At 64.1% G+C, this 23,166-nt stretch carries 20 protein-coding genes; 11 read left to right on the top strand and 9 right to left on the bottom strand.

All coding sequences use genetic code 11. The features are described 5' to 3' along the window. Positions 1-18: 18 nt before the first annotated feature. Positions 19-1,002 carry a transcriptional regulator FtrA gene (ftrA, locus tag FJ977_RS34465; RefSeq protein WP_140777078.1) on the top strand — a complete coding sequence of 328 codons (984 nt, stop codon included), beginning with the start codon at positions 19-21 and terminating at the stop codon, positions 1,000-1,002. A gap of 14 nt (positions 1,003-1,016) precedes the next feature. Here ftrA and FJ977_RS34460 read toward each other — a convergent pair whose 3' ends face one another. After that, positions 1,017-2,159, bottom strand: coding sequence for a citrate synthase (locus FJ977_RS34460; RefSeq protein ID WP_140777076.1), 1,143 nt, complete (start codon positions 2,157-2,159; stop codon positions 1,017-1,019). Between the two features lie 93 nt (positions 2,160-2,252). Between FJ977_RS34460 and FJ977_RS34455 the strand changes: the two genes are divergently transcribed. Together FJ977_RS34455 and FJ977_RS34450 are read left to right on the top strand one after the other, a co-directional pair. Beyond that, the gene (locus tag FJ977_RS34455; protein WP_140777074.1) at positions 2,253-3,341 is read left to right on the top strand and encodes a citrate synthase/methylcitrate synthase; all 1,089 of its coding nucleotides are present in this window, start codon (positions 2,253-2,255) and stop codon (positions 3,339-3,341) included. A 193-nt stretch (positions 3,342-3,534) separates the two neighbouring features. Next, positions 3,535-4,665, top strand: a complete 1,131-nt coding sequence (locus FJ977_RS34450; RefSeq protein ID WP_140777072.1) for a patatin-like phospholipase family protein — start codon at positions 3,535-3,537, stop codon at positions 4,663-4,665. Positions 4,666-4,702: 37 nt separating this feature from the next. Here FJ977_RS34450 and FJ977_RS34445 read toward each other — a convergent pair whose 3' ends face one another. Together FJ977_RS34445 and FJ977_RS34440 are read right to left on the bottom strand one after the other, a co-directional pair. Next, the gene (locus tag FJ977_RS34445) at positions 4,703-5,695 is read right to left on the bottom strand and encodes a methionyl-tRNA formyltransferase (RefSeq protein ID WP_140777070.1); all 993 of its coding nucleotides are present in this window, start codon (positions 5,693-5,695) and stop codon (positions 4,703-4,705) included. A 107-nt stretch (positions 5,696-5,802) separates the two neighbouring features. After that, positions 5,803-7,257 carry an aldehyde dehydrogenase family protein gene (locus FJ977_RS34440; protein ID WP_140777068.1) on the bottom strand — a complete coding sequence of 485 codons (1,455 nt, stop codon included), beginning with the start codon at positions 7,255-7,257 and terminating at the stop codon, positions 5,803-5,805. A 230-nt stretch (positions 7,258-7,487) separates the two neighbouring features. Here FJ977_RS34440 and FJ977_RS34435 point away from each other — a divergent pair, with 230 nt between their 5' ends. The 4 genes from FJ977_RS34435 (at position 7,488) to FJ977_RS34420 (ending at position 14,048) form a co-directional block, all read left to right on the top strand. Continuing rightward, complete coding sequence (locus FJ977_RS34435; RefSeq protein ID WP_140777066.1) at positions 7,488-8,564, top strand: substrate-binding domain-containing protein; 1,077 nt, start codon at positions 7,488-7,490, stop codon at positions 8,562-8,564. Positions 8,565-9,339: 775 nt separating this feature from the next. Next, entirely contained in the window at positions 9,340-10,515 is a 1,176-nt protein-coding gene (locus FJ977_RS34430) for an efflux RND transporter periplasmic adaptor subunit (RefSeq protein WP_140777065.1), read from the top strand. A 77-nt stretch (positions 10,516-10,592) separates the two neighbouring features. Beyond that, positions 10,593-13,769 carry an efflux RND transporter permease subunit gene (locus FJ977_RS34425; RefSeq protein WP_140777063.1) on the top strand — a complete coding sequence of 1,059 codons (3,177 nt, stop codon included), beginning with the start codon at positions 10,593-10,595 and terminating at the stop codon, positions 13,767-13,769. 120 nt (positions 13,770-13,889) lie between these two features. After that, a complete protein-coding gene (locus FJ977_RS34420) occupies positions 13,890-14,048 on the top strand; it encodes a DUF3309 family protein (RefSeq protein ID WP_140777061.1) in 159 nt (52 codons plus the stop codon). Positions 14,049-14,116: 68 nt separating this feature from the next. On the opposite strand, the gene FJ977_RS34415 is transcribed toward FJ977_RS34420, so the two are convergent. Further along, a complete protein-coding gene (locus tag FJ977_RS34415; protein ID WP_140777059.1) occupies positions 14,117-15,076 on the bottom strand; it encodes an SDR family oxidoreductase in 960 nt (319 codons plus the stop codon). Between the two features lie 91 nt (positions 15,077-15,167). Beyond that, positions 15,168-15,377, bottom strand: a complete 210-nt coding sequence (locus FJ977_RS34410) for a DUF680 domain-containing protein (protein ID WP_140777057.1) — start codon at positions 15,375-15,377, stop codon at positions 15,168-15,170. Positions 15,378-15,491: 114 nt separating this feature from the next. On the opposite strand from FJ977_RS34410, the gene FJ977_RS34405 reads away from it, so the two are divergent. Beyond that, positions 15,492-16,406 (top strand): LysR family transcriptional regulator, encoded by a 915-nt coding sequence (locus FJ977_RS34405; RefSeq protein ID WP_140777055.1) that lies wholly within the window; start codon positions 15,492-15,494, stop codon positions 16,404-16,406. Here FJ977_RS34405 and FJ977_RS34400 read toward each other — a convergent pair. From FJ977_RS34400 to FJ977_RS34390, 3 genes are all read right to left on the bottom strand, one after another. Further along, complete coding sequence (locus tag FJ977_RS34400) at positions 16,364-17,545, bottom strand: MFS transporter (protein ID WP_140777053.1); 1,182 nt, start codon at positions 17,543-17,545, stop codon at positions 16,364-16,366. The two genes, FJ977_RS34405 and FJ977_RS34400, sit on opposite strands and share 43 nt — an antisense overlap. A 291-nt stretch (positions 17,546-17,836) precedes the next feature. Further along, positions 17,837-18,145 carry a DUF1244 domain-containing protein gene (locus FJ977_RS34395; protein WP_140777051.1) on the bottom strand — a complete coding sequence of 103 codons (309 nt, stop codon included), beginning with the start codon at positions 18,143-18,145 and terminating at the stop codon, positions 17,837-17,839. Positions 18,146-18,156: 11 nt separating this feature from the next. Next, a complete protein-coding gene (locus FJ977_RS34390) occupies positions 18,157-18,954 on the bottom strand; it encodes an N-formylglutamate amidohydrolase (RefSeq protein WP_140777049.1) in 798 nt (265 codons plus the stop codon). Positions 18,955-19,242: 288 nt separating this feature from the next. Here FJ977_RS34390 and FJ977_RS34385 point away from each other — a divergent pair, with 288 nt between their 5' ends. The 3 genes from FJ977_RS34385 to FJ977_RS34375 all read left to right on the top strand — a co-directional run bounded on the left by FJ977_RS34385 (position 19,243) and on the right by FJ977_RS34375 (position 22,057). Further along, positions 19,243-19,689 carry a DUF1036 domain-containing protein gene (locus tag FJ977_RS34385; RefSeq protein ID WP_244735517.1) on the top strand — a complete coding sequence of 149 codons (447 nt, stop codon included), beginning with the start codon at positions 19,243-19,245 and terminating at the stop codon, positions 19,687-19,689. Then, complete coding sequence (gene pyk, locus FJ977_RS34380; protein WP_056575575.1) at positions 19,686-21,122, top strand: pyruvate kinase; 1,437 nt, start codon at positions 19,686-19,688, stop codon at positions 21,120-21,122. Before FJ977_RS34385 ends, pyk begins: the two co-directional genes overlap by 4 nt. 200 nt (positions 21,123-21,322) lie before the next feature. Next, positions 21,323-22,057: a L,D-transpeptidase gene (locus FJ977_RS34375; protein ID WP_140777045.1), complete on the top strand. Its 735-nt coding sequence runs from the start codon at positions 21,323-21,325 to the stop codon at positions 22,055-22,057. 35 nt (positions 22,058-22,092) lie between these two features. Here FJ977_RS34375 and FJ977_RS34370 read toward each other — a convergent pair whose 3' ends face one another. Then, positions 22,093-23,160 (bottom strand): alpha/beta hydrolase, encoded by a 1,068-nt coding sequence (locus FJ977_RS34370; protein WP_140777043.1) that lies wholly within the window; start codon positions 23,158-23,160, stop codon positions 22,093-22,095. Positions 23,161-23,166 lie beyond the last annotated feature (6 nt).

The following is a 23,166-nucleotide window of genomic DNA, read 5'->3' as shown; positions in this document are numbered from 1 at the left end:
CCATATATCGTCAAGATCATGCCAAATCTGCCTCTCGCCAATCCACTGGTCGTTGCTGTCGCCTATGACGGGCTGTGCACGTTCGAGTTCGGCGTGGCGGCCGAGATGTTCGCCTTGCCCAGGCCGGAGATGGGCGCGGATTGGTATCGGTTTGCCGTCGCCGGGATAGATGCCGGCGAAATGCGTGCGATGGGCGGCGTGCGCATCGTCGCCGATGGCGGGCCGGATCTGATCGGCGAGGCCGGCACGGTGATCGTGCCGGGATGGCGCGGTGTGGAGTGTCCGGTGCCGCCCTTGCTGATCGAGGCGCTTCGGGCGGCCAATGAGCGGGGCGCACGCATCCTGTCCATCTGCTCGGGCGTCTTCGTGCTCGCCGCGGCCGGCTTGCTGTCGGGCAAGAAGGCGACCACGCATTGGCGCTACAGCGAGAGACTGAGGGAGATGTATCCCGATATCACCGTGGTTCCTGACGTTTTGTACATCGATGAGGGGAATGTCCTGACATCGGCCGGCAGCGCGGCAGGCATCGACCTGTGCCTGCATCTGGTCCGGCGCGACTTCGGCACCAAGGCCGCCAACATGGTGGCGCGACGGCTGGTCGTGCCGCCGCATCGCGACGGCGGCCAGGCGCAATATGTCGAGAGCTCGGTTCCCGAGCCTCATGAACGCAGCCGGCTCGGACCGTTGATCGACAGGATGCGCGCGGATATTTCCGCCGACTATACCATTGTCACCCTCGCCAACCTGGCCGGAATGAGCGAGCGGACATTTCTGCGCCGGTTCGCGGCCGCTACCGGTGTCACGCCGGCGCGCTGGCTGCTTTCGGAACGGCTATCGCGGGCGCGCACATTGCTGGAAGACACCGCCATGCCGATCGAGCGGATTGCCGAGACCGCCGGATTTGGCGCGGCGGCGACGCTACGGCATCATTTCCGCCAGCAATTCGCAACGACGCCCGTCGCTTACCGGGCGCGGTTCGGAACCAGTGCCGACCCAGCCTGACGACATCACCGCTGTCAGGGCAGCAATCCCTCATAGCGTCCGCGCGGACGGATGATGCTGCCGCTCACGATCTGTTCGACCATATGGGCGGCCCAGCCGACGCTGCGTCCAAGCGCGAACAGGTGGAACGGCGCATCGCGCGGCAAGCCCAGGCTGCGCGTCAGCACGGCGAGGGCAAAATCGATATTCGCTGGAGCGCCGGTCGCGGCAATGGCGGCGCTTTCCAGCGACCGCAATGTCTCGTCGGTGTTGCCGACGGACGCCAGGAGCGCCGTGGCCCGGGGATCGCCTTCGGGGTAGAGCTGATGGCCGAAACCCGGCAACGGCCGGTCATGGCCGAGCCAGCGCCGGATCGTTGCATCGGCGCCGTGCCGTGCCGCATCTTCGGCGAGGTGCATCACCGCCTCGCCGGCGCCACCGTGCCGCGGGCCGGACAGCGTCGTCAGCCCCGCCAGCAGGCAAGCGGCGGGTGAGGCTCCCGTGGAGGCGGCGACGCGAGCCGCGAAGGTCGATGCGTTGAGTTCGTGATCGGCGAGCAGCACGAGGGCGCGCCGGATCGCTTCCGCGCCGTCATCGCCGACCGACCATCCCTGCGCCAGTCGCCGATGCACCGGCTCCGGCCCTGCCTCGGCGCCGAGAGCGCCGGCCAGCGCGCCGATCGCGCGCGCCGCGTCGGCGCACAGCGAGGCGGCGCTGCGTCCAAGCGAAGGCCGCGCGTGGCCGGCAAGCAAGGCAAGTTGCGCGAAGGCCGGGCCTCGGCCGAACTGGCCCGGCGCATCTGGCGACGGCGCCTCGAAGCGGACCGGTTCAGGCAGGGCCCAAAGCACGGCGGCGGTTTCTTCCAGCGTCGCATGGTCGGACAGCGCAACGGCGTCCTGGCCCCGATAGATGAGATGGCCGTGCCAGACGGTCGAGATCGCCGTTGCGATCGACGGTTCGCCCCAGGCAATGGCGCTTTCGGCGATGGCAGAGGGGCTGCGCCCGCGCGCCCTTCGCGTTGCCAACGCGGCGATGTCGTCGGCGCGATATTCGCTGCGGCGCGGATCGGCGCGGTCCGGGCGCATGCCGATGCGACCGCGACTGACATAGGCGTAGAGCGTCTGCGGCCTCACCCGCAGCCTTTCCAGCGCCTCTTCCCGCGACAACCATTCGGACATGGCGAGCCCTGATATTGATTCTATTGATCAAGATTGATGACAATCCGGCCTACCCTTATCTCCCACATGGAAAAGCTTCAAGGAGACAAGGCTATGGCGAATGGGCTCGATGATGTGGTGGCGGCCGAAACCGTGCTGTCCGATGTGGATGGTCTGGGTGGCCGGCTGACGATCCGTGGCTATTCGCTGCCGGAACTGGCCGGACGATGGAGTTACCCGCAAGTGGTGCGCCTGCTGCTGGATGGTTTCTTCGACGATCTGCCTGGCGATGCCGAACTGGCGGCCAGACTGGGCGGGGCCCGTGTCGAGGTGTTCGAGCGCCTCCTGCCTTCGCTGCCCTTGCTGGCGCCGCTCGAAATCTACAGCGCCATGCGCGCCGGCATGGCCCTGCTGCCGGATGGCGAGACGCTGGCGGACGCCTTGCGGCTGATCGCGGCGCCCGCCGTGCTGACGCCGGCTTTGCTGCGCCAGCAGCGCGGCGAGCAGCCGGTCGCGCCGGACGGCAAGGCCGATCATGCCGCCGACATGCTGAGCATGCTCAATGGCGTCGCCGCATCGCCGGCATTGGCAAAAGCGCTCGACACCTATCTGGTGACCGTCTGCGACCACGGGCTCAACGCCTCGACCTTCGCCACCCGTGTCGTCGCCTCGACACTGGCCGGCCTGACCTCGTCGGTGCTGGCCGGGCTCGGCGCGCTCAAGGGACCGCTGCATGGCGGCGCGCCCGGACCGGTGATCGAGATGCTGGATGCAATCGAGGCGCATGGCGACGCGGCCGGCTGGCTGCGCGACGAGATCGCCCATGGCAAGCGCATCATGGGTTTCGGCCACCGCATCTACCGCGTGCGCGATCCGCGTGCCGATGTGCTCAAGGCCGTGGTGCGGCAGCTTGGCGGCGAAGGCGAAACCGGCCGCCGGCTGGCCTTCGCCGAAACGGTCGAGCAAACCGCGCTCGAAGTGCTGCGGATCGCCAAACCGCAGCGCGCGCTGCAGACCAATGTCGAGTTCTATACAGCGCTGGTGCTGGAAGCGGCGGGTTTCCCGCCGCGGGCTTTCAGCAATGTCTTCGCCGCGGGCCGTGTTGCCGGCTGGATCGCGCATGCGCGCGAACAGCAGACAACCGGGCGGCTGATCCGGCCGCAATCGCGCTATGTCGGCCCGGTGCCGGATCTCGTCGCCTAACCCATCAAGGGCACGGCCTCTCCGTCGAAGCGGAGGGGCCTTTCGGCATGAGCGAAATTTCATGTGATAACGCGACCGTGTTCGTGTCTTGCCATGGTCCATCCTTATATGCTGCACTGCAACATAGAGCGACAGCAGCAGCTCTCTCCATTGACGTTGGGGCAGGCTGACGCATCAGGATGACAGGAACGCCATGACGAAGAACGGCAAGGCGGAGGACAAGAAGAAGATCAACATCGCCCTTCAGGGAGGCGGCTCGCACGGCGCCTTTTCGTGGGGTGTGCTCGACCGCCTGCTGGAGGACGGCAGGCTGGAAATATCGGCCGTTTCCGGCACCAGCGCCGGCGCCATGAACGCGGTGGCGCTGGCCGACGGTTTTGTCCGCGGCGGGGTCGAGGGCGCGCGCAGGAAGCTCGATGATTTCTGGCACGCCGTCGCGGCGAAGGGCCGGTTCAGCCCGGTCCAGCGCATGCCGTGGGACGTCGCATGGGGCAACTGGTCGATCGAGAATACGCCAGGCTATGTCTTCTTCGATACGATGTCGCGGGTGTTCTCGCCCTATGTCGCCAACCCGCTTGGCCTCAATCCGCTGCGTGACGTGGTCGCGCAGGAGATCGACTTTGAGAATGTCCGCGCCTGCAAGTCCATGGAACTGTTCATCTCCGCCACCAATGTCGAGACCGGGCAATTGCGGGTCTTTTCCGACGGCGAGATCGACCTCGACACGGTGATGGCCTCGGCATGCCTGCCGCAATTGTTCCGTGCCGTCGAGATCAAGGGCGTACCTTATTGGGACGGCGGCTATGGCGGAAATCCGGCGCTCTATCCGTTCTTCAAGACAGCGGCGACCGAGGATGTGCTCCTGGTGCAGATCAACCCCGTGGTGCGCGAGGGAACACCGAGGAGCGCCAACGAGATCCAGAACCGCATCGACGAGATCACCTTCAATGCGGGGCTGTTGCGCGAATTCCGCTCGATCGCCTTCGTCAAGGAATTGATCGCCGCCGGCCGCCTGCCGCATGGCGAATACCGCGACATCCGCATGCACCGCATCGATGCCGACGAGGCGTTCAAGGACTTGTCGGCGTCATCGAAGGTCAATGCCGAATGGGCGTTCCTGACCTATCTCAGGGATCTTGGCCGCACCGCTGCCAGCGACTGGCTGGAGGAGAATTACGACGCCGTCGGCAGCCATGCCACGCTCGACCTCTCCGGTGAACTCGATGATGGCTTCAAGCCGGTGCGCGGTCCCGCACCCGGCCGTCGGGTCAAGGAATTCCTCGCCGTGCGCAAGAACCCGGAAGCAGAGCGCCGCCGGGCCTGAACTCGCCGGCGCTCGCTGTTTTTGATAGCGCCGGCGATCAAGCGTCGGCGACGTCCTTCTCGACCTTGGCGGGCGATGCAGGCTTGGCAGCCGGGGCGTCGGTGCCCAGTTTCGAACCGGCGAGCAGGCCTTTCGACTTCGCGAACTCGGCGCCGGACATCTTTGTCCCGGCCTCGGTGCGCACCTTGAAGATTTCCAGATTACCGCCCTGGACGGTGACCTGCAGGCTCTTGTCGCCGACCCAGCTGATCTCGCCGGGCTTGCCCACCACATCGGCGAACTTGCGCGCTGAGTGCTTCCTGACTTCGAACAAGCGGATCTTTTCGCCATCCACCGTGGTCCAGGCGCCCGGTGCGGGATCGCAGCCGCGAATGAGATTGTGGATGGTGTCGATATGGCTGTTCCAATTGATTTTCGCCTCGGCGTCCTTGCACCAGCCCTCGTAGCTCGCCTGGGATTCGTCCTGGAGGATTTCCTGGTGCCGGCCCGAGACGACGAGATCGGCGGTATCGAGCATGGCCTGGACGCCGAGTGGGAACAGCCGGTCGAAATAGACCGTGCCCAGCGTGTCCTCGGGACCGATGCCGATCGTCACCTGCAGCAGGATCGGACCTTCATCGAGGCCATCGGTCGGCCGGAAGATGGTCAGGCCGGTCTGGCTGTCACCCTTGATCAGCGGCCAGTTGATGGAGCTTGGGCCACGGTACTTAGGCAGCAGCGAAGGATGATACTGGATGGTGCCGTGCTTCGGAATGTTGACGAAGGTCTGCGGGGCGAACTGCAAGACGTAAGCCATGACCGCGAGCTCGACGTCGAGCTCGCGCAGCGCGGTCTCGGCCGCTTCGCCCTTGAGGCTTGGCAGCTGGAACAGCTTCAGTCCATGCTCTTCCGCTGCAAGGCGCAGCGGATCGGGCCTGGAGCCGGGTTTTTCCGGGGCGCAAAAAACGCCTGCGATGTCGTCGCCGCGCGCCAGGAAGGCCTCGAGCACGCTTTTGCCGAAGGCCTGCTGTCCGATGATTGCAATGCGCATGATGGTTTTCCTTATGCGTTGGACAAAGTTCGGGTGAACCCTCGCAGCCCAGCGGTCGCGAAGGTGGATGTCGGTTCGAAACGTGAGGCTTCAGGTCGGCCGGAGGATCACTTGCCGGTCTGGATCCATACGACCTTCTGCTCGGTGAAATTCTCGATGGCCGCGTCGCCATGTTCGCGGCCGAAACCGGAATCGCGCGAGCCGCCCCAGGGCAAGCGGATATCGGTCGGGCCGTAGGTGTTGACCCAGACCGTGCCGGCCTTCAGTTCCCTCGCGAAGCGATGCACACGGCCGATGTCGCTGCTCCAGACGCCGGCCGCCAGGCTGTAGACGGTGCCGTTGGCGAGACGCAGGGCGTCAGCCTCATCGGTGAATTTGATGACTGTCGCGACCGGGCCGAAAATCTCTTCCTGAGAAATCCGCATCTGGTGCCCGACATTGGCGAACACCGTCGGCTTGACGAAATAGCCGACATCGCCGTGGCGGCTGCCGCCGGTCACCAGCGAGGCGCCTTCGTTGCGGCCGATCTCGATATAGTCCAGCACGCGCTTCATCTGAACTTCGGAGACCAGCGGACCCATCGCCGTCGAGGTCTCTTGCGGATTGCCGATGCGGGTGGATTCGGCGCGAGCGGCCAGCCGCTGGACGACCTCGTCATAGATGGATTCATGCGCCAGGATGCGCGAACCGGCCGAGCAAACCTGGCCGGTGTTGAAGAAGATGCCGGAGCCGGCGGCCTTGACCGCGGCGTCGAGGTCGGCGTCAGGGAAGATGATGTTGGCGGACTTGCCGCCGAGTTCCAGCGTCACGCGCTTGAGATTGCCCGAAGCGCCTTGCAGGATCTGGCGGCCGACGACCGGCGAGCCGGTGAAGGTGATCTTGTCGACGTCGGGATGATCAACGAGGGCCTGGCCGGCGATTTTGCCGAAGCCCGGAACGACGTTGAGGACACCTGCGGGGAAGCCGGCTTCGAGCGCCAGCTCGCCGATCTTGAGCGCCGTCAGCGGCGTCACCTCGGCGGGCTTCAGCACCACGGTGCAGCCGCAGGCGAGCGCAGGCGCGATCTTCCACATGCCGATCATCAGCGGGAAGTTCCAGGGAATGATCGCGGCGACGACGCCGAGCGGCTCGCGCACCGTGTAGGTCAAGGCATCGGTACGGGCGGGAATGACCTGACCATTTATCTTGTCGGCCATGCCTGCATAGTAGGTCAGCGTATCGAGCACCGCCGGCAGGTCCTGACGGCGGATGGCCGAGACCGGCTTGCCGGAATCGAGGCTCTCCAGATCGACCAACTCGTCCTCGTCGCGCCGGATGAGGTCCGCGAGCTTCAGCATCAGCAGGCCGCGATCGGCGGCGCGCATGCGCTTCCATGGACCTTCGAAGGCGGCGCGGGCTGAGCGTACGGCGGCATCGATATCGTCCACGCCCGCCTCGGCGACCTTGGCGATGACTTCCCCGGTGGCGGGGTTCAGCGTCTCGAAGGTACGACCGGACAACGCCGCCACGCGGCGTCCGTCAATGAGGAGATTGTGCGTCTGGTCGGAAGCTCGGGTGAGCATGCGGCATTTCTCCCAATATATGAACTTGATTGCATATGTGGCCGGTGAGGCCACGACCTGCTCTGTCGCAACGGAACCTACATCTCAGCTAAATCACTGGGAATATGATATTTATTGCCTATCATCACAGGCAAAGATATGAAGGACGGTTCCTATCTCGTAGCGATTGTAGATATGATTGTGAGTTCATATCTCTGATCTACTGCAAGCTCCTGGAGGAGGCGGGTTATATGATCCAGATCGAAATCGATCCGGTATGGCGCTTCAGGCGGCGCGAGGATGCGCAGTCGCTGCAAATCATGCTGGACTTCCTCGCCGAAATACGCGCGACGGGAAAGATCACGTCGGCGGCCGACAAGGCGCATATCTCGTATCGGCACGCCTGGAACCTAATCGAGAAATGGTCCGCTTTCTTCAACATGCCGCTGGTGGTGCGCAAGCAAGGCAGCGGCACCAGCCTGACGCCGTTCGGCGACAAGCTAGTCTGGGCCGGCCAAAGGCTGGAAGCCCGCCTTCGTCCGTTGCTGCAGAACCTGTCGCAGGAACTGGAGACCGAGATCAACCAGATGTTGCCGCACGGCCCGCTGATCCTGCGGGTTCATGCGAGTCATGGCTTCGCGGTGCCAAAGCTGCGCGAGATCCTTAGCCGCGAGCCCGATATCGGCGTCGACTTCCGCTATGTCAGCAACCAGAATTCCCTGGCCTCGCTTGCCCATGATGGCTGCGATCTGGCCGGCCTGCACCTGCCGCAGGGCGAGTTGCGTAAACGCGCGATCGCCGCCAGCAAGGGCTGGCTGACGCCCAGCATCCATCGCGTCATCAGTTTCGTGACGCGCGAAATGGGCCTTATGGTCCGACGCGGCAATCCGCTTGGCATCACCTCGCTGGAACGGTTGCTCGATCCGTCGATCCGCTTCGTCAACCGGGATCCGGATTCAGGAACCAGGCTGCTGTTCGAGCAATTGCTGGCGCAGCACGGGCTGGATGGGATGCGCATCAATGGCTACGAGCATTCCGAATTCACCCATGCCGCGGTTGCCGCCTATGTCGCCAGCGACCTAGCTGACGTGGCCTTCGGTGTGGAGGCCGCCGCGCGGCAGTTCGGGCTCGATTTCGTACGGGTGCTGACCGAGGATTATTTCTTCGTCTGCAAGAAGCAGATCCTCGAAGTGGAAGCCGTCCAGCGGGTGCTGTCGATCATGCGCGGCGAGGAGTTCCATGCCGCCATTTCGCAACTGCCGGGCTATCGCGTGAAGGATGCCGGATCGATCAAGACCATCAGTGAGGTTTTTCGAAAATCGGAATAGCGGATAGGGCGATCCGGCACTGCGACAACCTTCGCGTGTGACGGATGCTTCATCATGCTGACGCCTGCTGCCACCCACGTGCCGAAGATGCAGCGCGGTGTTGCCGAACCGACGAGCCGAACGACAGACGCCACTCCAGCGAATGGCACGGAAGACCGTTCGGATTTCCGCGGTCGCACCACGCCCGTTGTCCGGTCGCGAGCCGATAGGTTCCACCGATCCCGGATGTTCCCGAACAGGGCACATCGAGGTTGCCGACGCTAGGTTCCGTGGCAACGAAACCGGCCTCAGGCGATCCCGGCCTGATTGGTTTGCTCCGCCATTTGGCGAGCAATTCCAATGCATTGAACAAGCGCCCCGAGGCGGGGGGTAGTATCGTTCACCAACCGAAAACGATTTGGCTCGTCGGTCTAAATTCGCGTCCAGATTCAGGAATCTGCGCATGGCGGCGGCGTTATTTGAGGGGCGTCGCGTTGCCCGTCGGCAATGGCAGACGGGCCGTTTCAGGGTTGGTCATGAGGGAGAGGTTGTGAGCCGACTGCCAAGTCGCTGAACTGGTATTTTAACGGATCAACAACAGTTTCGCGGCGGCCACGCCTTGTCCCGTCACGCAATGCTGCTGCAACTTTCGGACTATATTGCGGTGCAACTTTGATGTAGAAGCGCCCTCGCCGATCACGGCAATTTGAACACGGTCAGGCGCGCACCCATATCGGCGACGCGCCCGCGTCATGAAGGCGCGGCGCTGGCCGAACCCGCAACGGAAAAAACGACGATGCCTAGAATCAGGTTTCACAAGCTTGCAGCCATTGTTGTGCTCATCGGCTTCGCGGCCTGGATGGCGACAGGCGAATTCTCGTCGGTCGGAAGCGTCGCGGCGAACAAGGCAAAGGCGGCCGAAGTCGAGCAGGGCAAGGCACCAGACGCGGGCAAGCCGAAGACGGCGGAAGCCGAACCGAAAGCGCCGTTGCGCACCGTCGCGGTGGTGACGCCGCCGCGCAAGACCTACGCGCGGGCCATCCGCATTTCAGGCCTGACCGAGGCCGACAAGCGCGCTGTGCTGGCAACCCGTGTCGGCGGCGTCATCGACAAGCTGCCGGTCAGCCAGGGCCAGCACGTCAAGACGGGTGATCTGGTGCTGATGCTGGCGGCGGAAGAGAAGATCTCTAATGTCGACAACGCCAAGCAGTTGCTGGCGCAGCGCAAGGCCGAGCTTGATGCCGCGGAGCGGCTGGCCAAGACCGGCAATTTGCCCAAGCTGCAGCTCGACACCGCCCGCTCCAACCTGACCCAGGCGCAGTCCCAACTGGATACCGCGCAGGCCGAACTCGACCGCAACGAAGTAAAGGCGCCGTTCGACGGCGTTATCGACCGGGTGCCGGTGGAACTCGGCAGCTCCGTCATGCAGGGCAGCGAGGTGGCGACCATCCTCAAGCTCGATCCGGTGATCGCCCGCGGCGAGATCAGCGAGCGCGACCTCGGCTATCTCAAGATCGGTGACAAGGCCAAAGTGCGGCTGGTCAGCGGCCAGACCGTCGAAGGCACCGTGCGCTATATCAGCCGCGACGCCTCGTCGGCGACCCGCACCTTCCGTGTCGAGGTCGCCATCCCCAATGCCGACGGTTCCGTACCGGCCGGCATGACGGCGGAAATCCAGCTCAGCGCGTTGCCGACCGATGCGGTTCTGCTGCCGCGCTCGGTGGTGACGCTGGGCGACAAGGGCGATCTGGGTATCCGCGCCGTCGGCAAGGACAACAAGGTGGCGTTCTTCCCGATCGACCTGGTCGACGACACGCCGACCGGTCTGGTGCTTGGCGGAATCCCGGCCGACGCACGCATCATCGTTGCCGGCCAGGAACTGGTGAAGGAAGGCGATGAGGTCAATCCGGTCGAGGCCGACCAGGCGACCATCAACAAGCTGATCGGCGAAGCCACCGCCGGCACGCAGTAGCGCGGGGGCGACGACGCCGGACCTTCCGGCGACAGACGTCCGTTCGCCACGTCCGAAAGCAACCGCAGGCATAAGTCATGGATATCGTCAGACTCGCAATCAACAATGCCCGCCTGACCATCTCGGTCCTGGTCTTCCTGCTGATCGCAGGCTGGGTCGCCTATCAGTCGACGCCGAAGGAAGCGGAACCCGACGTTCCGATTCCGATGATGTATGTCAGCCTGATCTATCAAGGTATTTCGCCGGAGGATTCCGAGCGCCTCCTGTTGCGGCCAATGGAAAGCAAGCTGAAAAGCCTGAAGGGCCTCAAGGAAATGCGCTCGGCCGCCTTCCAGGGCGGCGGCTACGTGCTGGTCGAGTTCCAGCCGCAGACCAATCTGGCGACGGCGCTGCAGGACACACGCTCCAAGGTGCAGGACGGCAAGGCCGACCTGCCGCAGGCGGCCGAGGAACCGGTGGTCACCGAAGTCAACATCTCCGAATTTCCGGTGCTCGTCGTCACGCTGTCGGGCGAATTGCCCGAGCGTGTGCTGGCGGCGGCCGCACGCGAGTTGCGCGACCGCATCGAAGAGGTGCCCGGCGTTCTGGAAGGCTCGCTGCAGGGCTCACGCGACGATCTCGTCGAAGTCGTCATCGATCCGATGAAACTATCGTCCTACGGCTTGCAACTCGAGCAGCTGATCGGGGCGGTGGGCGCCTCCAACAGCCTGGTCGCCGCCGGCAACATCGAAGGGTCGCAGGGCAAATACGCGGTCAAGGTGCCATCGCTGATCGAGACGCCTGAGGATGTGGCGGCGCTGCCGGTGGTTGCCGGTCCCAATGCGGTGGTGCAGGCCAAGGATATCGCGACGATCCGTTCGACCTTCGCCGATGCCGACACGATCACGCGCCTCAACGGCAAGCCGGCCATCGCCATCGAGGTGAAGAAGCGCATCGGCGCCAATCTGATCGACACGCTCACCAAGGTGAGGGCGGTGTCCGACGCCTTCGTCAAGACGATGCCCGAGGGGATGCACGTCACCTACACGCAGGACAAGTCGGTCTTCGTCAACCAGTTGCTGGGAGACCTGCAGAACCACGTGATGATCGCCGTCATCCTGGTGTTCATCGTCATCCTCTACGCGCTGTCCGGCCGTGCCTCGCTGCTCATTGGCCTGGCCATCCCGTCATCCTTCCTGATCGGCATCCTGCTGCTCGCGATGATGGGCTACACGATCAACATGATCGTGCTGTTCAGCCTCATCCTGGCCGTAGGCATGCTGGTCGACGATGCCATCATCGTCACCGAATTCGCCGAACGGCGGATGAGCGAAGGCATGCCGAAGCAGGAAGCCTTCGCGCTCGCCGCCAAGCGCATGGCCGGTCCGGTCATCGCGGCGACGATGACACGCATCGCCGCCTTCTCGCCATTGCTGTTCTGGCCGGGCATCATCGGCGACTTCATGAAGTACATGCCGATCACGCTGATCGTCACGCTGTCGGCGTCGATGCTCTATGCGCTGGTCTTCGCTCCGACGCTGGGAGCGATCTTCGCCAAGGCGCCGGAACATCACGCGGATGACAATCGCGATGGCTGGTACATGGCTGTCGTCAAGCAAGCGGTGCGCTTCCCCATCACCGTGATGGTGCTCACCGTGGTCCTGCTGGCCGGCATCTTCGTCGGTTATTCGAAGTATGGCGCCGGCGTCGAGTTCTTCCCGAGTGTCGAACCGGATTACGGCCTGCTCTACGTGCATGCCCGCGGCAATCTTTCGCTGGCCGAAATGGATACGGCGACCAAGATCGCCGAAAACAGGCTGCTTGGCTGGCCCGGCATCAAGTCGGTCTACACCCGCGTCGGCAAGACGCAAGGCGGCGGCCAGGACGTCCCGGAAGATGTGGTCGGCGTCATCCAGTACGAATTCATCGACTGGCGTGAACGCAAATCGGCGAACCAGATCCTGAACGATCTGCGCGGCGTCATGGCCGGCATCCCGGGTGTCGACGTCGAGGTTCGCGTGCCGGAAGCCGGCCCGCCGACCGGCAAGCCGATCCAGATCAGGCTTTCGGCCATCGACCCGGCCGGCCTTGACGACAAGGCGCGGGCGGTGGCGGCGCGGATCGCCAAGGTGCCCGGCGTCATCGACATTTCCGATGGCCTGCCGCCACCCGGCGTCGACTGGGCTCTCGAGGTCGACCGTGCCAAGGCTGCCCAATACGGCATCAGTCCGACCTCGGTCGGAACGGTGGTGCAGCTCGTCACCAACGGTTTGAAGCTGTCGGAATACCGGCCTGCCGGCGCCGACAAGGCGGTCGACATCCGGCTGCGCTTGCCGGAGGACCGGCGCACGCTGTCGACGCTCGACGAGCTCAGGGTGCAGACCGCGCAAGGTTCGGTGCCGATATCGAACTTCGTCGTCCGCAAGGCAAAGCCCAGCGTCGGCATCCTCAACCGCATCGACGGCGCCCGCACCGTGGTGGTGCAGGCCAACGTCGCCGCCGGCGCCCAGGTCGCCGCCGTTCAGCAGGAGGTGACCCAGGCCGTCACCGACATGAACCTCGGCAGCGGCATCCGCTGGAAGCTGGCCGGCTCGAACGAGGACAGCGCGGAAGCCAGCGCCTTCCTCAGCAAGGCCTTCGGTGCCGCGATCTTCCTGATCTTCCTGGTGCTGCTGGCGCAGTTCAACAAGTTCACCAGCGTCTGGCTGGTGCTGTCCTGCGTGGTCATGGCGACGATCGGCGTGTTCCTCGGGCTGCTGATAACAGGCGAGACGTTCGGTATCGTCATGTCGGGCATCGGCGTCATCGCGCTTGCCGGCGTGGTGGTGAACAACAACATCGTGCTGATCGACACCTATGACCGGCTGCGTGAAGAAGGCTGGGACAAGATGGACGCCGTGCTGCAGACCTGCCGCGAGCGCGCGCGACCGGTGGTGCTGACGGCGGTGTCGGCCATCCTCGGCGTGCTGCCGATCGCGTTCGGCCTTGGCCTGGAAATCTTCCATCACGAGACGACGATCAACGCGCCGTCGACGCAGTGGTGGATTTCGCTGTCCTCAGCGATCGTCTTCGGCCTGTCCTTCGCCACGGTGCTGACGCTGGTGGTGACGCCGTCGATGCTGATGGTGTTCACCCGCGCCAAGGTCAAACCCGGCGCGCGGCGCGGCCTATTCAGCCGGCTGTTCCGGCGTGGCAAGGGCGAGATTTCGTCGGACGCGCCGACTGCGGATGCCGGCGCGGAACCCGCGATCGCCTTCCCCAAAGCCGCCGAGTAGGCAGGTTTCCTGATCTGACCGGCAAAGGCCGCCCGGAACAACCGGGCGGCCTTTTGCATTTTCCCTCCACGAGCAATGCGAAGCGTTGTCTCGGGAACAACGCAGAGCGGGGAATATCTCATGCCGATCAGCACTCTTGTCATCGTCGTCCTGATCCTTGTCCTCATCGGCGCGGTGCCGGCCTGGCCGCACTCGCGCTCCTGGGGCTATGGGCCGTCGGGCATTATCGGCGTGGTGCTGGTGGTGGTTCTGGTGTTGCTGCTGATGGGGCGGCTCTGAGCAGCCTTTTCGGTTGGTCGAGACGCCTTTCAGCGGAAGAGAAGGGCGGGCATGGCCCGCCGACTGCCTCAGGCCGCTTTCGACGTGCCCTTCACAGTGGCGATGCCGATATCCTCGAGGGCTTGAGCGATCGCCTGATCGAGTGGCGTATGCGGGATTTCGCCGATGATGCCTTCCAGCCGCGTCGAGACCAGTTGGTGCGGTTCGAAGCGCAGATAGGACATCGAGACGATCTCGCGCCACATCGCCACGAACGGGCTGCCGGCGCGCAGCACCCACCAGGGCATCGAGGTCATCTTGAGCGACCAGCCGAGCGCCTTCTCGGCAGCGGCCTTGATCTCAAGATCGGTGACTGCGTGGCCGGGAAAATTCAGCGCCTCGTAGGAGCCGAGCTTGTCGAGGTTCCTGGCCAGCGCCACGAAGCCGACGGCGAAGTCCGGCAGATAGGCCCATTCATGCACGAGGTCGGCGGGACCAGGCGCGGTGTAGACGCCCTTGCTGATCTTGGCGGCGACAACCAGGTCGAACCATGAGCCGCTGCCGGTGCCGCCGAAGAAATCGCCGGCGCGCAGCACAATGGTGCGCACCCGGCCAGACTCGGCCTCGCGGCGGAACAGATCCTCCATGGCGCAGCGGATGCGGCCCTTCTCGGTCGTCGGGTGGAACGGCGTGTCTTCCGTGATCACCGCCGGCATAGGCGAGCCGTAATTGTAGACGGTGCCGGGGAACAGATGCAGCGCGCTGTTGGCATGGCAGGCGGCCATGACGTTTTCGGCCATCGGCAGGCATTTGCCCCAGTCGGTGTAGATCGGGTTGAGGCCATTGAAGATGATATCGACGCCTTCGGTGGCGCGGATCAGCGATTGGCGGTCCAGCGCATCGCCGGCAACCGCCGTGGCGCCTTCGAGTTCGGTCGGTACCTTGCCGGTGCGGGTGACGGTGCGGACGTCGAAGCCGGCGTCGATGAAGGCTTTGGCAACCACGCGGCCGAGCCGGCCATTGGCGCCGAGAATTGCGATCTTGGTCATTGTTCGTCTCCTTGTTTGCTTTGAAGCGACAGGTTTGTTCCGAAGCGACGGGACGAGCCCGCCGCTTTCAGGATCGTTCGAGAACCGCCCTTCAGCGGTTGCCGAACAGGTTGCGGTCGGCGCCCTGGATGACCGGTTGCTGATCGGCGGTCCCGGACTTCTCGATGGACGTGGTGATCATGCTGTCGGCGCTGGTGGTGGCGGGCTGTTTGGTATCGTTCGAGCCGAACTTGTCGCTGCCGGCAAAAGCAGTGCCGGCGGCGATGAGGAGGGCGGCGGCGGTGAGTGCGATCTTGGTCATTTGAATTCTCCTGGTTGGTGTTTGCAGTCCGTATCGGTGTTTGCAGGGCGAATATGATTGCCTCATGGATGAATTGAAATTGACAATGGATGCAGTTTTGATATTCATTATTGAATGGAAGATATCGATTGGAACCTTATCAAGAGCTTCGTCACGGTCGCGGAAACCGGCAGCCTGTCGGCCGCCGCGCGAAAACTGTCGGCCAGCCAGCCGACGTTGGGCCGTCACATCGGGGAGTTGGAGCAGGCGCTCGGCGTCACGCTGTTCCGGCGTGGGCGGAGCGGCTACGCGCTGACGGAGGCCGGTGCGACGCTGTTCGAGCGCGGCAAGGCGGTCAGTGAACAGGCGAGTGCTTTTTCGCTATTGGCGTTGGGCTCGGTCGAGGCGATCGAAGGCACGGTGCGCATTGCCGCCAGCGAAGTGGTGGCCGCCTATGTGCTGCCCGACATGATGGCGCGGCTCGGCGTGGAGGAGCCCGGCATCGAGGTCGAGATCGTTGCCTCGAACCAGGTCGAGAACCTGCTGCGCCGGGACGCCGATATCGCCATCCGCATGGTCAAGCCGGCGCAGAACGAACTTGTGGCGCGCAAGGTCTGCGATATCCCGCTCTGCGCCTGCGCGGCCATTTCCTATCTCGATCGGCGCGGCCGCCCAGCGGGGCCGGCCGATCTCGTCAATCACGCCCTGATCGGCTTCGACCGAAGCGATGAGATCATCAGGGGCTTCGTCCAGCATGGCATCCCGGTCACCCGCGGCAGCTTCCGCTTCAGGGCCGACAACCAGATCGTGCTGTGGGAAGCAGTGCGGGCGGGAAACGGCATTGGCCTTGGCCAGGAGCCGCTGGCCGAGCGTGATCCGCTGGTGGAGAAGGTGCTTCCCGGCCTGCCGCTGCCTGGCCTGCCGGTGTGGCTGGCCATGCATCGCGATGTGCGCGGCAGCGTGCGCATCCGCCGCGTGGCGGACTTTCTCCACGAGGAACTCAAACGCTATTCGGCGGGTGCCGTGTCGGGGGCGAATTCGGCGCGGTGAGCGAGGCCCGCCATCAGCAAGACGACGATCAGCAGCACAGACATGGCGACGAAGATCGGCCCGAAACTGGAATGCTCGGCGACGAAGCCGATCGCAGACGGCGCCACCAGAATGCCGGAATAGCCCATGGTGGTGACGACGCTCATGCCGGTGCCCGATGACATGCCTTCCTGGTTGCCGCCGGCCGAAAAGATGATCGGCACCATATTGGCGATGCCGAAGCCGCACAGTGCGAAGGCCGCGATGGCGAGCCAGGGTGAGGGCGACAGGCCGGCGATCAGCATGCCGGCGGCGGCGACGACAGCCGAGCCGCGCAGCGTCGTCACCGCGCCGAAGCGGTTGCGCACGCCATCGCCGAAGAAGCGCATGATCGCCATGACGCCGGAAAAGGCGGCATAGGCAAGACCGGCGACGGCAAGGTCGGCGCCGAGTTCCTGTCTGAGATACAGCGCCGCCCAATCGAGCACCGCGCCCTCGGAGATCATTGTCAGCAGGGCCATCAGGCCGATCAGGTAGACCAGCGGGTTTGCCGGCAGCGTGAATTTATGATGCTCGGCCGCTTGTGGTCTGTCCTCGGCAACGAGATAGCCGACCGCCATGGCGATCGCCGCGAAGGCAAGCGCGGTCACCACAGCGGTATGGGCGAGGTGGCCATAGTGCTGGATGGCAAAGCCGCCGAGACCGCCGCCGGCGAAACCGCCGAGGCTCCAGAAGCCGTGCGAGGACGACATGATGGCGCGGGACATTTTTCGCTCCACCACCACCGCATTGGCATTCATGGCGACATCCATGCCGCCGATCGAGCCGCCGAAAATGAACATGGCGATGGCCGCCAGCGGCACGTCGGGCGCCAGCGCCACCAGCAGCAAACCGAGACTGCCGCAAAGGCCGAACCAGCGCAGCACGGTGCGCGAGCCATGTTTCGAGATCAGGTGGCCGCACAAGGTCATGGCGGTGACCGCGCCGGCACCGAACAGAAGGATCAGCAGGCCGAGCGTGAATTTCGAAATGTCCAGCCGGGTCAGGAACACCGGAATCTGCGGCGCCCAGCTGCCGGTCAGGAAGCCATTGGCAAGGAAAATGGCGGCCACGGCCCATCGCCCGCGAATGGCAGTCTGCATGGCGTTCGACGCGTTCATAGGGCGAATCCGGTCAGAAAATGGCTTTGCACGGCAAATTAGATCGATTCAATTCGCAGTCAAGCGCCGTCCGCAGGGAATGCTTGGACCAAAGGGCGAAATGGGACAGGCATCGCTGATGGCGGGCTGACACCTCGGAGATGAGCCGAAACGCTCTTCCCTTCGTCATCCTAGGGTCTGCGCCGCGTCGCTTCGCTCCTTGCTCCACCCTAGGATGACGAAGCCGCGGAGGTTTGGTCTACACAGGCGCCGGAAGCGAGTGGCCGGAGGCCGCTCGCCGTATCGGGCCCGCTAATGATCCTTCGGCCGCCTGGCCTCGAATTCGGCTTTCTTGGCGTCCGACGCTTCGATCTGGTTGAGCGCCTGCCACTCGGCATAAGGCATGCCGTAGACGATCTCGCGCGACTGGTCCTTGGTGAGATCGACGCCGTCGGCATTGGCGGCGTCGCGATACCAGTTCGAGAGGCAGTTGCGGCAGAAGCCGGCGAGGTTCATCAGGTCGATATTCTGCACGTCGCTGCGTTCTCTGAGATGCTCGACCAGCCGGCGAAAGGCAGCGGCCTCGAAGTCGCGCCTCTGCTCGTCGCTGAGTTTGGTCATCGAAACCTCCGTCAAAGCGGCCCGGTGCGCGAGCCGAACATTTTCACGACATGTATATCGGGACGGCGGTCGATGGCGTCAACGATCGGCGCCAGACGCCTGGCCCACGCGATCGCGCCCTTCTGGTCTGAAATCAGGTCCTGGCGGATCTCGATCAATGCGTGGGCATAGCCATTAACGATGGCATGCTTGAACATGGTGTCGCCACGCAGCGCGCCGTCATAGGGCTCATTGTCACCGACGACGAGGTTCTTGTCTTCGGCAAGCATGTCGATCAGCGGCCGCGCCACCCGGTCGTCCCGATCCCAGAGGATGCCGACATGCCACGGCCTCTGCCTGCCCTGCATGACCGGGGTGAAGGAATGCACCGAGAAGATGAAGGGCGCCTGGCCGGAAGCCTGCGCGACCGAAGCGATCATGGCGCCGACGGCGTCGTGGTAGGGCCTATAGAAGCGGTCGAGCCGCCTTTCGCGCTCCTCGGGCGCGAGCGGATAGTTTCCCGGCACGACAGTGCCGTCATAGAGTTGGCGAATGAGCGTCGGATCGTCCTCGCCACGATTGGGGTCGATCAAGAGCCGTGAAAAATTGGCGATCAGGGCAGGCACGCCGAGCAAGGCGGCAAGTTCGCGCGTCACCGCCTCGACGCCGATATCGTAGGCGATGTGGCGGTCGAATTCCGCCGCCGGCAGGCCAAGGCTGCCATAGTCCTCGGGCAGGTCGCGGCGGGCATGATCGGCCAAAAGCACGATGCCTCGCTTGCGGTCGCCCTCGACGATATCGAAAGGCGCGAAAACTGTGGATCGGGTCATTGGCGGGAAATGGTCTGTTCGCTGGCTTCCGGGGAGGGTGCTATCGTCATTCCACGAAGACGACGCGTGCGCAATGCCGTTGTTTGGCCAAGGTTTCCGCTGAAATCTGGCAAGGGGCGACGGATAGTGCGCCGGGAGCCTTCCTAAATCGATTGGAATTGGTCAAAACGGCGCGTTGACATGCGCCCGGACTTTTCCGAAAAGGGGCGCAGAGAGATGCTGATGTGGTTCTTGAGGGGTATTGGGATGGGTTCCGCCGGCAGGCAGCGCATGCGCTCTGCCTTTGCCATGCCGCTCCTGATCCTGACCGTTGGGGTGTCGGCGATGGTCATGGCCTCGCCGGCGCGCGCCGATTTCCGCGTCTGCAACGCCACGCAGAACCTGGTCGGTGTCGGCATCGGCTATCGCGCCAAGGCCGGCTGGATCACCGAAGGCTGGTGGCACATTGAAGGATCGAGCTGCAAGACGTTGATCGAAGGGCCGCTGTCATCAAGGTTTTACTATCTTTATGCAGAAGACGCCGAGCGCGGTGGACGCTGGGACGGCCCGATCAACATGTGCGTGGCTGAAAAAGAGTTCAAGATCGCCGGCGTAAACGACTGCGTCGCCCGGGGCTTCCAGCGCGCCGGATTTCAGGAATATGACACGGGCGAACAGGCAAGCTGGATGGTCCAGCTGACCGATGAGCCCGCAACGGGAGGCGCTCCAGCCGCCCCGGGAACCAATAGTCAATGAGACGCAGCCGCAAGGTCAAGATCCTAGCCACAATCGGTCCGGCCTCCTCCTCCGAGGAGATGCTGAAGAAGCTGTTCGAAGCGGGCGCCGATGTGTTCCGCATCAATATGAGCCATACAGATCACGAGCTGATGCGCACGCTGGTCGGACGCATCCGGGCCGTCGAGGAGCAGGTGGGCCGGCCGATCGGTATCCTCGCCGACCTGCAAGGCCCCAAGCTGCGCGTCGGCAAGTTCGCCAATGGCAAGGAAGTGCTGACACCGGGCCAGACCTTCACGCTCGACGACAATCCCGAGCCCGGCACGTCGACCAGGGTCTATCTGCCGCATCCGGAAATCCTGAGTTCGGTCGAGGCCGGTCACCGTCTTTTGATCGATGACGGCAAGCTCGAGCTGAAGGCGGTGAAAAGCGACGGCAAGTCGATCGTCTGCACCGTCGTCGCCGGCACCACGATTTCCGACAAGAAGGGCGTCAGCCTGCCCGACACCGACCTGCCGGTCGGCGCGCTGACCGAGAAGGATCGCAAGGACCTCGACGCGGTGCTCGCCACGGGCGTCGACTGGATCGCGCTGTCCTTCGTGCAGCGTCCCGAGGATCTGGCCGAAGCGCGCAAGATCGCGCGCGGCCGGGCGCTGATCATGGCCAAGATCGAAAAGCCGCAGGCCGTTGCCCGGTTGGCCGAGATCATCGAATTGTCCGATGCGCTGATGGTCGCCCGCGGCGATCTCGGCGTCGAGATGCCGCTCGAAGCCGTGCCCGGCATCCAGAAGCAGATCACGCGCGCCGCGCGCCGCGCCGGAAAGCCGGTGGTGGTCGCCACGCAGATGCTGGAATCGATGATCACCGCACCGGTGCCGACCCGCGCCGAAGTGTCGGATGTTTCGATCGCCGTGTTCGAGGGTGCCGACGCCATCATGCTGTCGGCGGAATCGGCGGCGGGTGCCTATCCGGTCGAGGCTGTGGCGATGATGAATCGCATCGCCACCAAGGTCGAAACCGATCCGACCTATGCCGGCATCATCAACGCGCAGCGCTCCGAGCCGGAAGCGACCGGCGCCGACGCCATTTCGCTGGCCGCCCGTGAAATCGCTGAAACGCTGAAACTGTCGGCCATCATCACCTACACCGCGTCCGGCACCACCGGCCTGCGTGCAGCCCGTGAGCGGCCGCAGGTGCCGATCATCGCGCTGTCGCCGATCCTCAACACCGCGCGGCGGCTGTCGCTTTTGTGGGGCACGCATTGCGTGGTCTCTCCCGACGCCACCGATCTCGACGACATGGTCAACCGCGCCTGCCGCATTGCGCTGGAAGAAGAGTTCGGCAAGCCCGGCGACCGCGTCATCATCACGGCCGGTGTGCCGCTGAGGACGCCCGGCTCGACCAACATGCTGCGCATCGCCTATGTCGGCTCGGACGTGCAAAGCAGCCGGTAATTTGCTGATTTCCCGACGCAGCATCCCGCGCGATTTTGTGCTGAGGTCGCTGTGGCCATAATGCAACGAGGGCACGGACAATGATCCCGGCCTTTGTCTCGACACAGGGTCGCCGCGATCGCCTCTACAAGGCACGGGTGAGGCGGCATCAATGGTCGCCCCTCGCCGTCGGCCCTCCCATCGTTTTGAAAGTATAGTGAATGTCATCTCTTGTTTCGCGCCGGTCGCTTCTGACCGGGCTGTCGCTTGTTGGCGTTTCGGCCATCTCGGCCTGTGCCCAAATGCCCAGACAGTCGATCGGCATGGCAGCTCCTCTCAATCCGCCGCCGCTCGGGCCGGCACCAGAAAAGGCGCCGATTGAAGATGCGGCGCCTGAAGCCGCTGCCCCGGCGTCGCCCGATTACGCCAGCATGTACAGCGCGGTCGAAGATGGCGGCCATTCGCTGCCGGCGATTCCCTTCAGCAAGGTCGACGGCCGCTTCCTGCGGCAGATCGTCGACGATCCGACTGGAGAAAAACCCGGCACGATCGTGGTCAACACGACAGACAAGCACCTCTACTGGGTGCTCGAGGACGGCAAGGCCATGCGCTATGGCGTGGGCTTGGGGCGCCAGGGTTATTCCTGGAAAGGCCGCGCGATCGTCCAGTGGAAACGCAAATGGCCGACCTGGACGCCGCCATCGGCAATGATCCGCAGGGATCCGAAGTTGGAAAAATGGCGCCAGGGCATGCAGCCCGGTATCAGCAACCCATTGGGGTCACGCGCGCTGTACATCTTCAAGGACGGCGTCGACACGCTCTATCGGATTCATGGATCGCCGGACTGGAAGTCCATCGGCAAGTCAGCGTCATCAGGCTGCGTGCGCATGTTCAACCAGGATGTCATGGATCTTTACGAGCGCGTTCCGGGCAAGACACCGCTGCTGGTCATCTAGCGTAGGGCGCAACGCACCTCCCTGTCGGCTAAACATCAGGTCGGAGCGAGTTCGGCCTGAGGCTCCTTGAGGTCGGCACATTTGCCGGCGCCATAGGCGTCGCCGGCAATCCGCGCTTCCGCTGTCCTGGCTATCGCCTCCAGATCGATATCCTTGCCGGCGACCTTCTCGATGGCACCGACGACGAGGTCGGGGGTGATCCAGTCCGGCTTGTGGCCGAGATTGTGCACCCAGACGAGTTCGGCGCCAGCTATGTCGCGTACCAGGCCGACGGAATGGATGTGGGCGTAGACGACCTTGTCGTGGTCGCCCGAAATGACCACGGTCGGCGCCGTGATCTCGTCATAGTGCGGCGCGGCACCAAGCGCGTAGCTGTAGAGGCCGGCAACGTCGGTGGCATTGGCGCGAAAGGCCGATGGCCGCAACACCAGCGGGATCGCGGCCATGCCCAGATAATTGTCCGGCACCTTGTTGGGCGCGAACACGCAGGTCGTGGCGTCAGCCATCTGCAGTGTTCCGGCCGGGTAGGTCAGCGTCTCGGAGAACAACCGGCCGATCACCGGAATGGTGGTCAGGTCGTAGTACCAGGACGTCGCGCCGCCCGGCCAGGGATGCGTCGCCGGCGCCAGGAAGACGAGGCCAAGCGTCTTGTCGGCATGCTCGCGGCCGAAAGCGGCCGTGACCACGCCGCCGAAGGAATGGCCGACGATGATTGCCTTCCTGATGCCGAGACGGTCCATCAGCGCGGCAATGGTGGCGGCCTGCGCGGACGGATTTTCATTGTTGCCGGGGCCGCGCCCGGACCAGCCATGACCCGGCCGGTCGAAGAACAGCATCTCGGCGCGGCCTTCGAGCCCAGGCCTCAGCGGCAGCATCTGATCCCTCAGATTGGCGCTGGCACCGTGGATGAAGACGATTGGCGGCAGGTCCGCCTTGGAGGGGGCGGGGATGTGGACATAATGGATGCGGGCGCCGTTGATGTCGGCAAATTCGCCGACCGGCTGGTTGCGGCGCTCGATCAGCCATGAGCCGACGCGGGTAACGCTGACCAAGGCAAGGACGAGTGCGAGGAGAAAGGCGACCGCGGCGTAGATCAGGTTCATGCGGGG

The organism is Mesorhizobium sp. B2-1-3A (assembly GCF_006442655.1).
Taxonomy (GTDB): Bacteria; Pseudomonadota; Alphaproteobacteria; order Rhizobiales; family Rhizobiaceae; genus Mesorhizobium.
Note: the sequence above shows the minus strand (reverse complement) of the source record. Positions and strands in the feature narration are given on the sequence as shown.

Bases quoted from the DNA above. Each gene is read 5' to 3' on its own strand.
- FJ977_RS34370 (WP_140777043.1), bottom strand. From the start codon at position 23,160: ATGAACCTGATCTACGCCGCGGTCGCCTTTCTCCTCGCACTCGTCCTT.
- pyk (WP_056575575.1), top strand. From the start codon at position 19,686: ATGAGACGCAGCCGCAAGGTCAAGATCCTAGCCACAATCGGTCCGGCC.
- FJ977_RS34400 (WP_140777053.1), bottom strand. From the start codon at position 17,545: ATGAACGCGTCGAACGCCATGCAGACTGCCATTCGCGGGCGATGGGCC.
- FJ977_RS34415 (WP_140777059.1), bottom strand. From the start codon at position 15,076: ATGACCAAGATCGCAATTCTCGGCGCCAATGGCCGGCTCGGCCGCGTG.
- FJ977_RS34430 (WP_140777065.1), top strand. From the start codon at position 9,340: ATGCCTAGAATCAGGTTTCACAAGCTTGCAGCCATTGTTGTGCTCATC.
- FJ977_RS34410 (WP_140777057.1), bottom strand. From the start codon at position 15,377: ATGACCAAGATCGCACTCACCGCCGCCGCCCTCCTCATCGCCGCCGGC.
- FJ977_RS34395 (WP_140777051.1), bottom strand. From the start codon at position 18,145: ATGACCAAACTCAGCGACGAGCAGAGGCGCGACTTCGAGGCCGCTGCC.
- FJ977_RS34455 (WP_140777074.1), top strand. From the start codon at position 2,253: ATGGCGAATGGGCTCGATGATGTGGTGGCGGCCGAAACCGTGCTGTCC.
- ftrA (WP_140777078.1), top strand. From the start codon at position 19: ATGCCAAATCTGCCTCTCGCCAATCCACTGGTCGTTGCTGTCGCCTAT.
- FJ977_RS34385 (WP_244735517.1), top strand. From the start codon at position 19,243: ATGCCGCTCCTGATCCTGACCGTTGGGGTGTCGGCGATGGTCATGGCC.
- FJ977_RS34445 (WP_140777070.1), bottom strand. From the start codon at position 5,695: ATGCGCATTGCAATCATCGGACAGCAGGCCTTCGGCAAAAGCGTGCTC.
- FJ977_RS34435 (WP_140777066.1), top strand. From the start codon at position 7,488: ATGATCCAGATCGAAATCGATCCGGTATGGCGCTTCAGGCGGCGCGAG.
- FJ977_RS34440 (WP_140777068.1), bottom strand. From the start codon at position 7,257: ATGCTCACCCGAGCTTCCGACCAGACGCACAATCTCCTCATTGACGGA.
- FJ977_RS34375 (WP_140777045.1), top strand. From the start codon at position 21,323: ATGTCATCTCTTGTTTCGCGCCGGTCGCTTCTGACCGGGCTGTCGCTT.
- FJ977_RS34405 (WP_140777055.1), top strand. From the start codon at position 15,492: ATGGAAGATATCGATTGGAACCTTATCAAGAGCTTCGTCACGGTCGCG.
- FJ977_RS34425 (WP_140777063.1), top strand. From the start codon at position 10,593: ATGGATATCGTCAGACTCGCAATCAACAATGCCCGCCTGACCATCTCG.
- FJ977_RS34390 (WP_140777049.1), bottom strand. From the start codon at position 18,954: ATGACCCGATCCACAGTTTTCGCGCCTTTCGATATCGTCGAGGGCGAC.
- FJ977_RS34450 (WP_140777072.1), top strand. From the start codon at position 3,535: ATGACGAAGAACGGCAAGGCGGAGGACAAGAAGAAGATCAACATCGCC.
- FJ977_RS34460 (WP_140777076.1), bottom strand. From the start codon at position 2,159: ATGTCCGAATGGTTGTCGCGGGAAGAGGCGCTGGAAAGGCTGCGGGTG.
- FJ977_RS34420 (WP_140777061.1), top strand. From the start codon at position 13,890: ATGCCGATCAGCACTCTTGTCATCGTCGTCCTGATCCTTGTCCTCATC.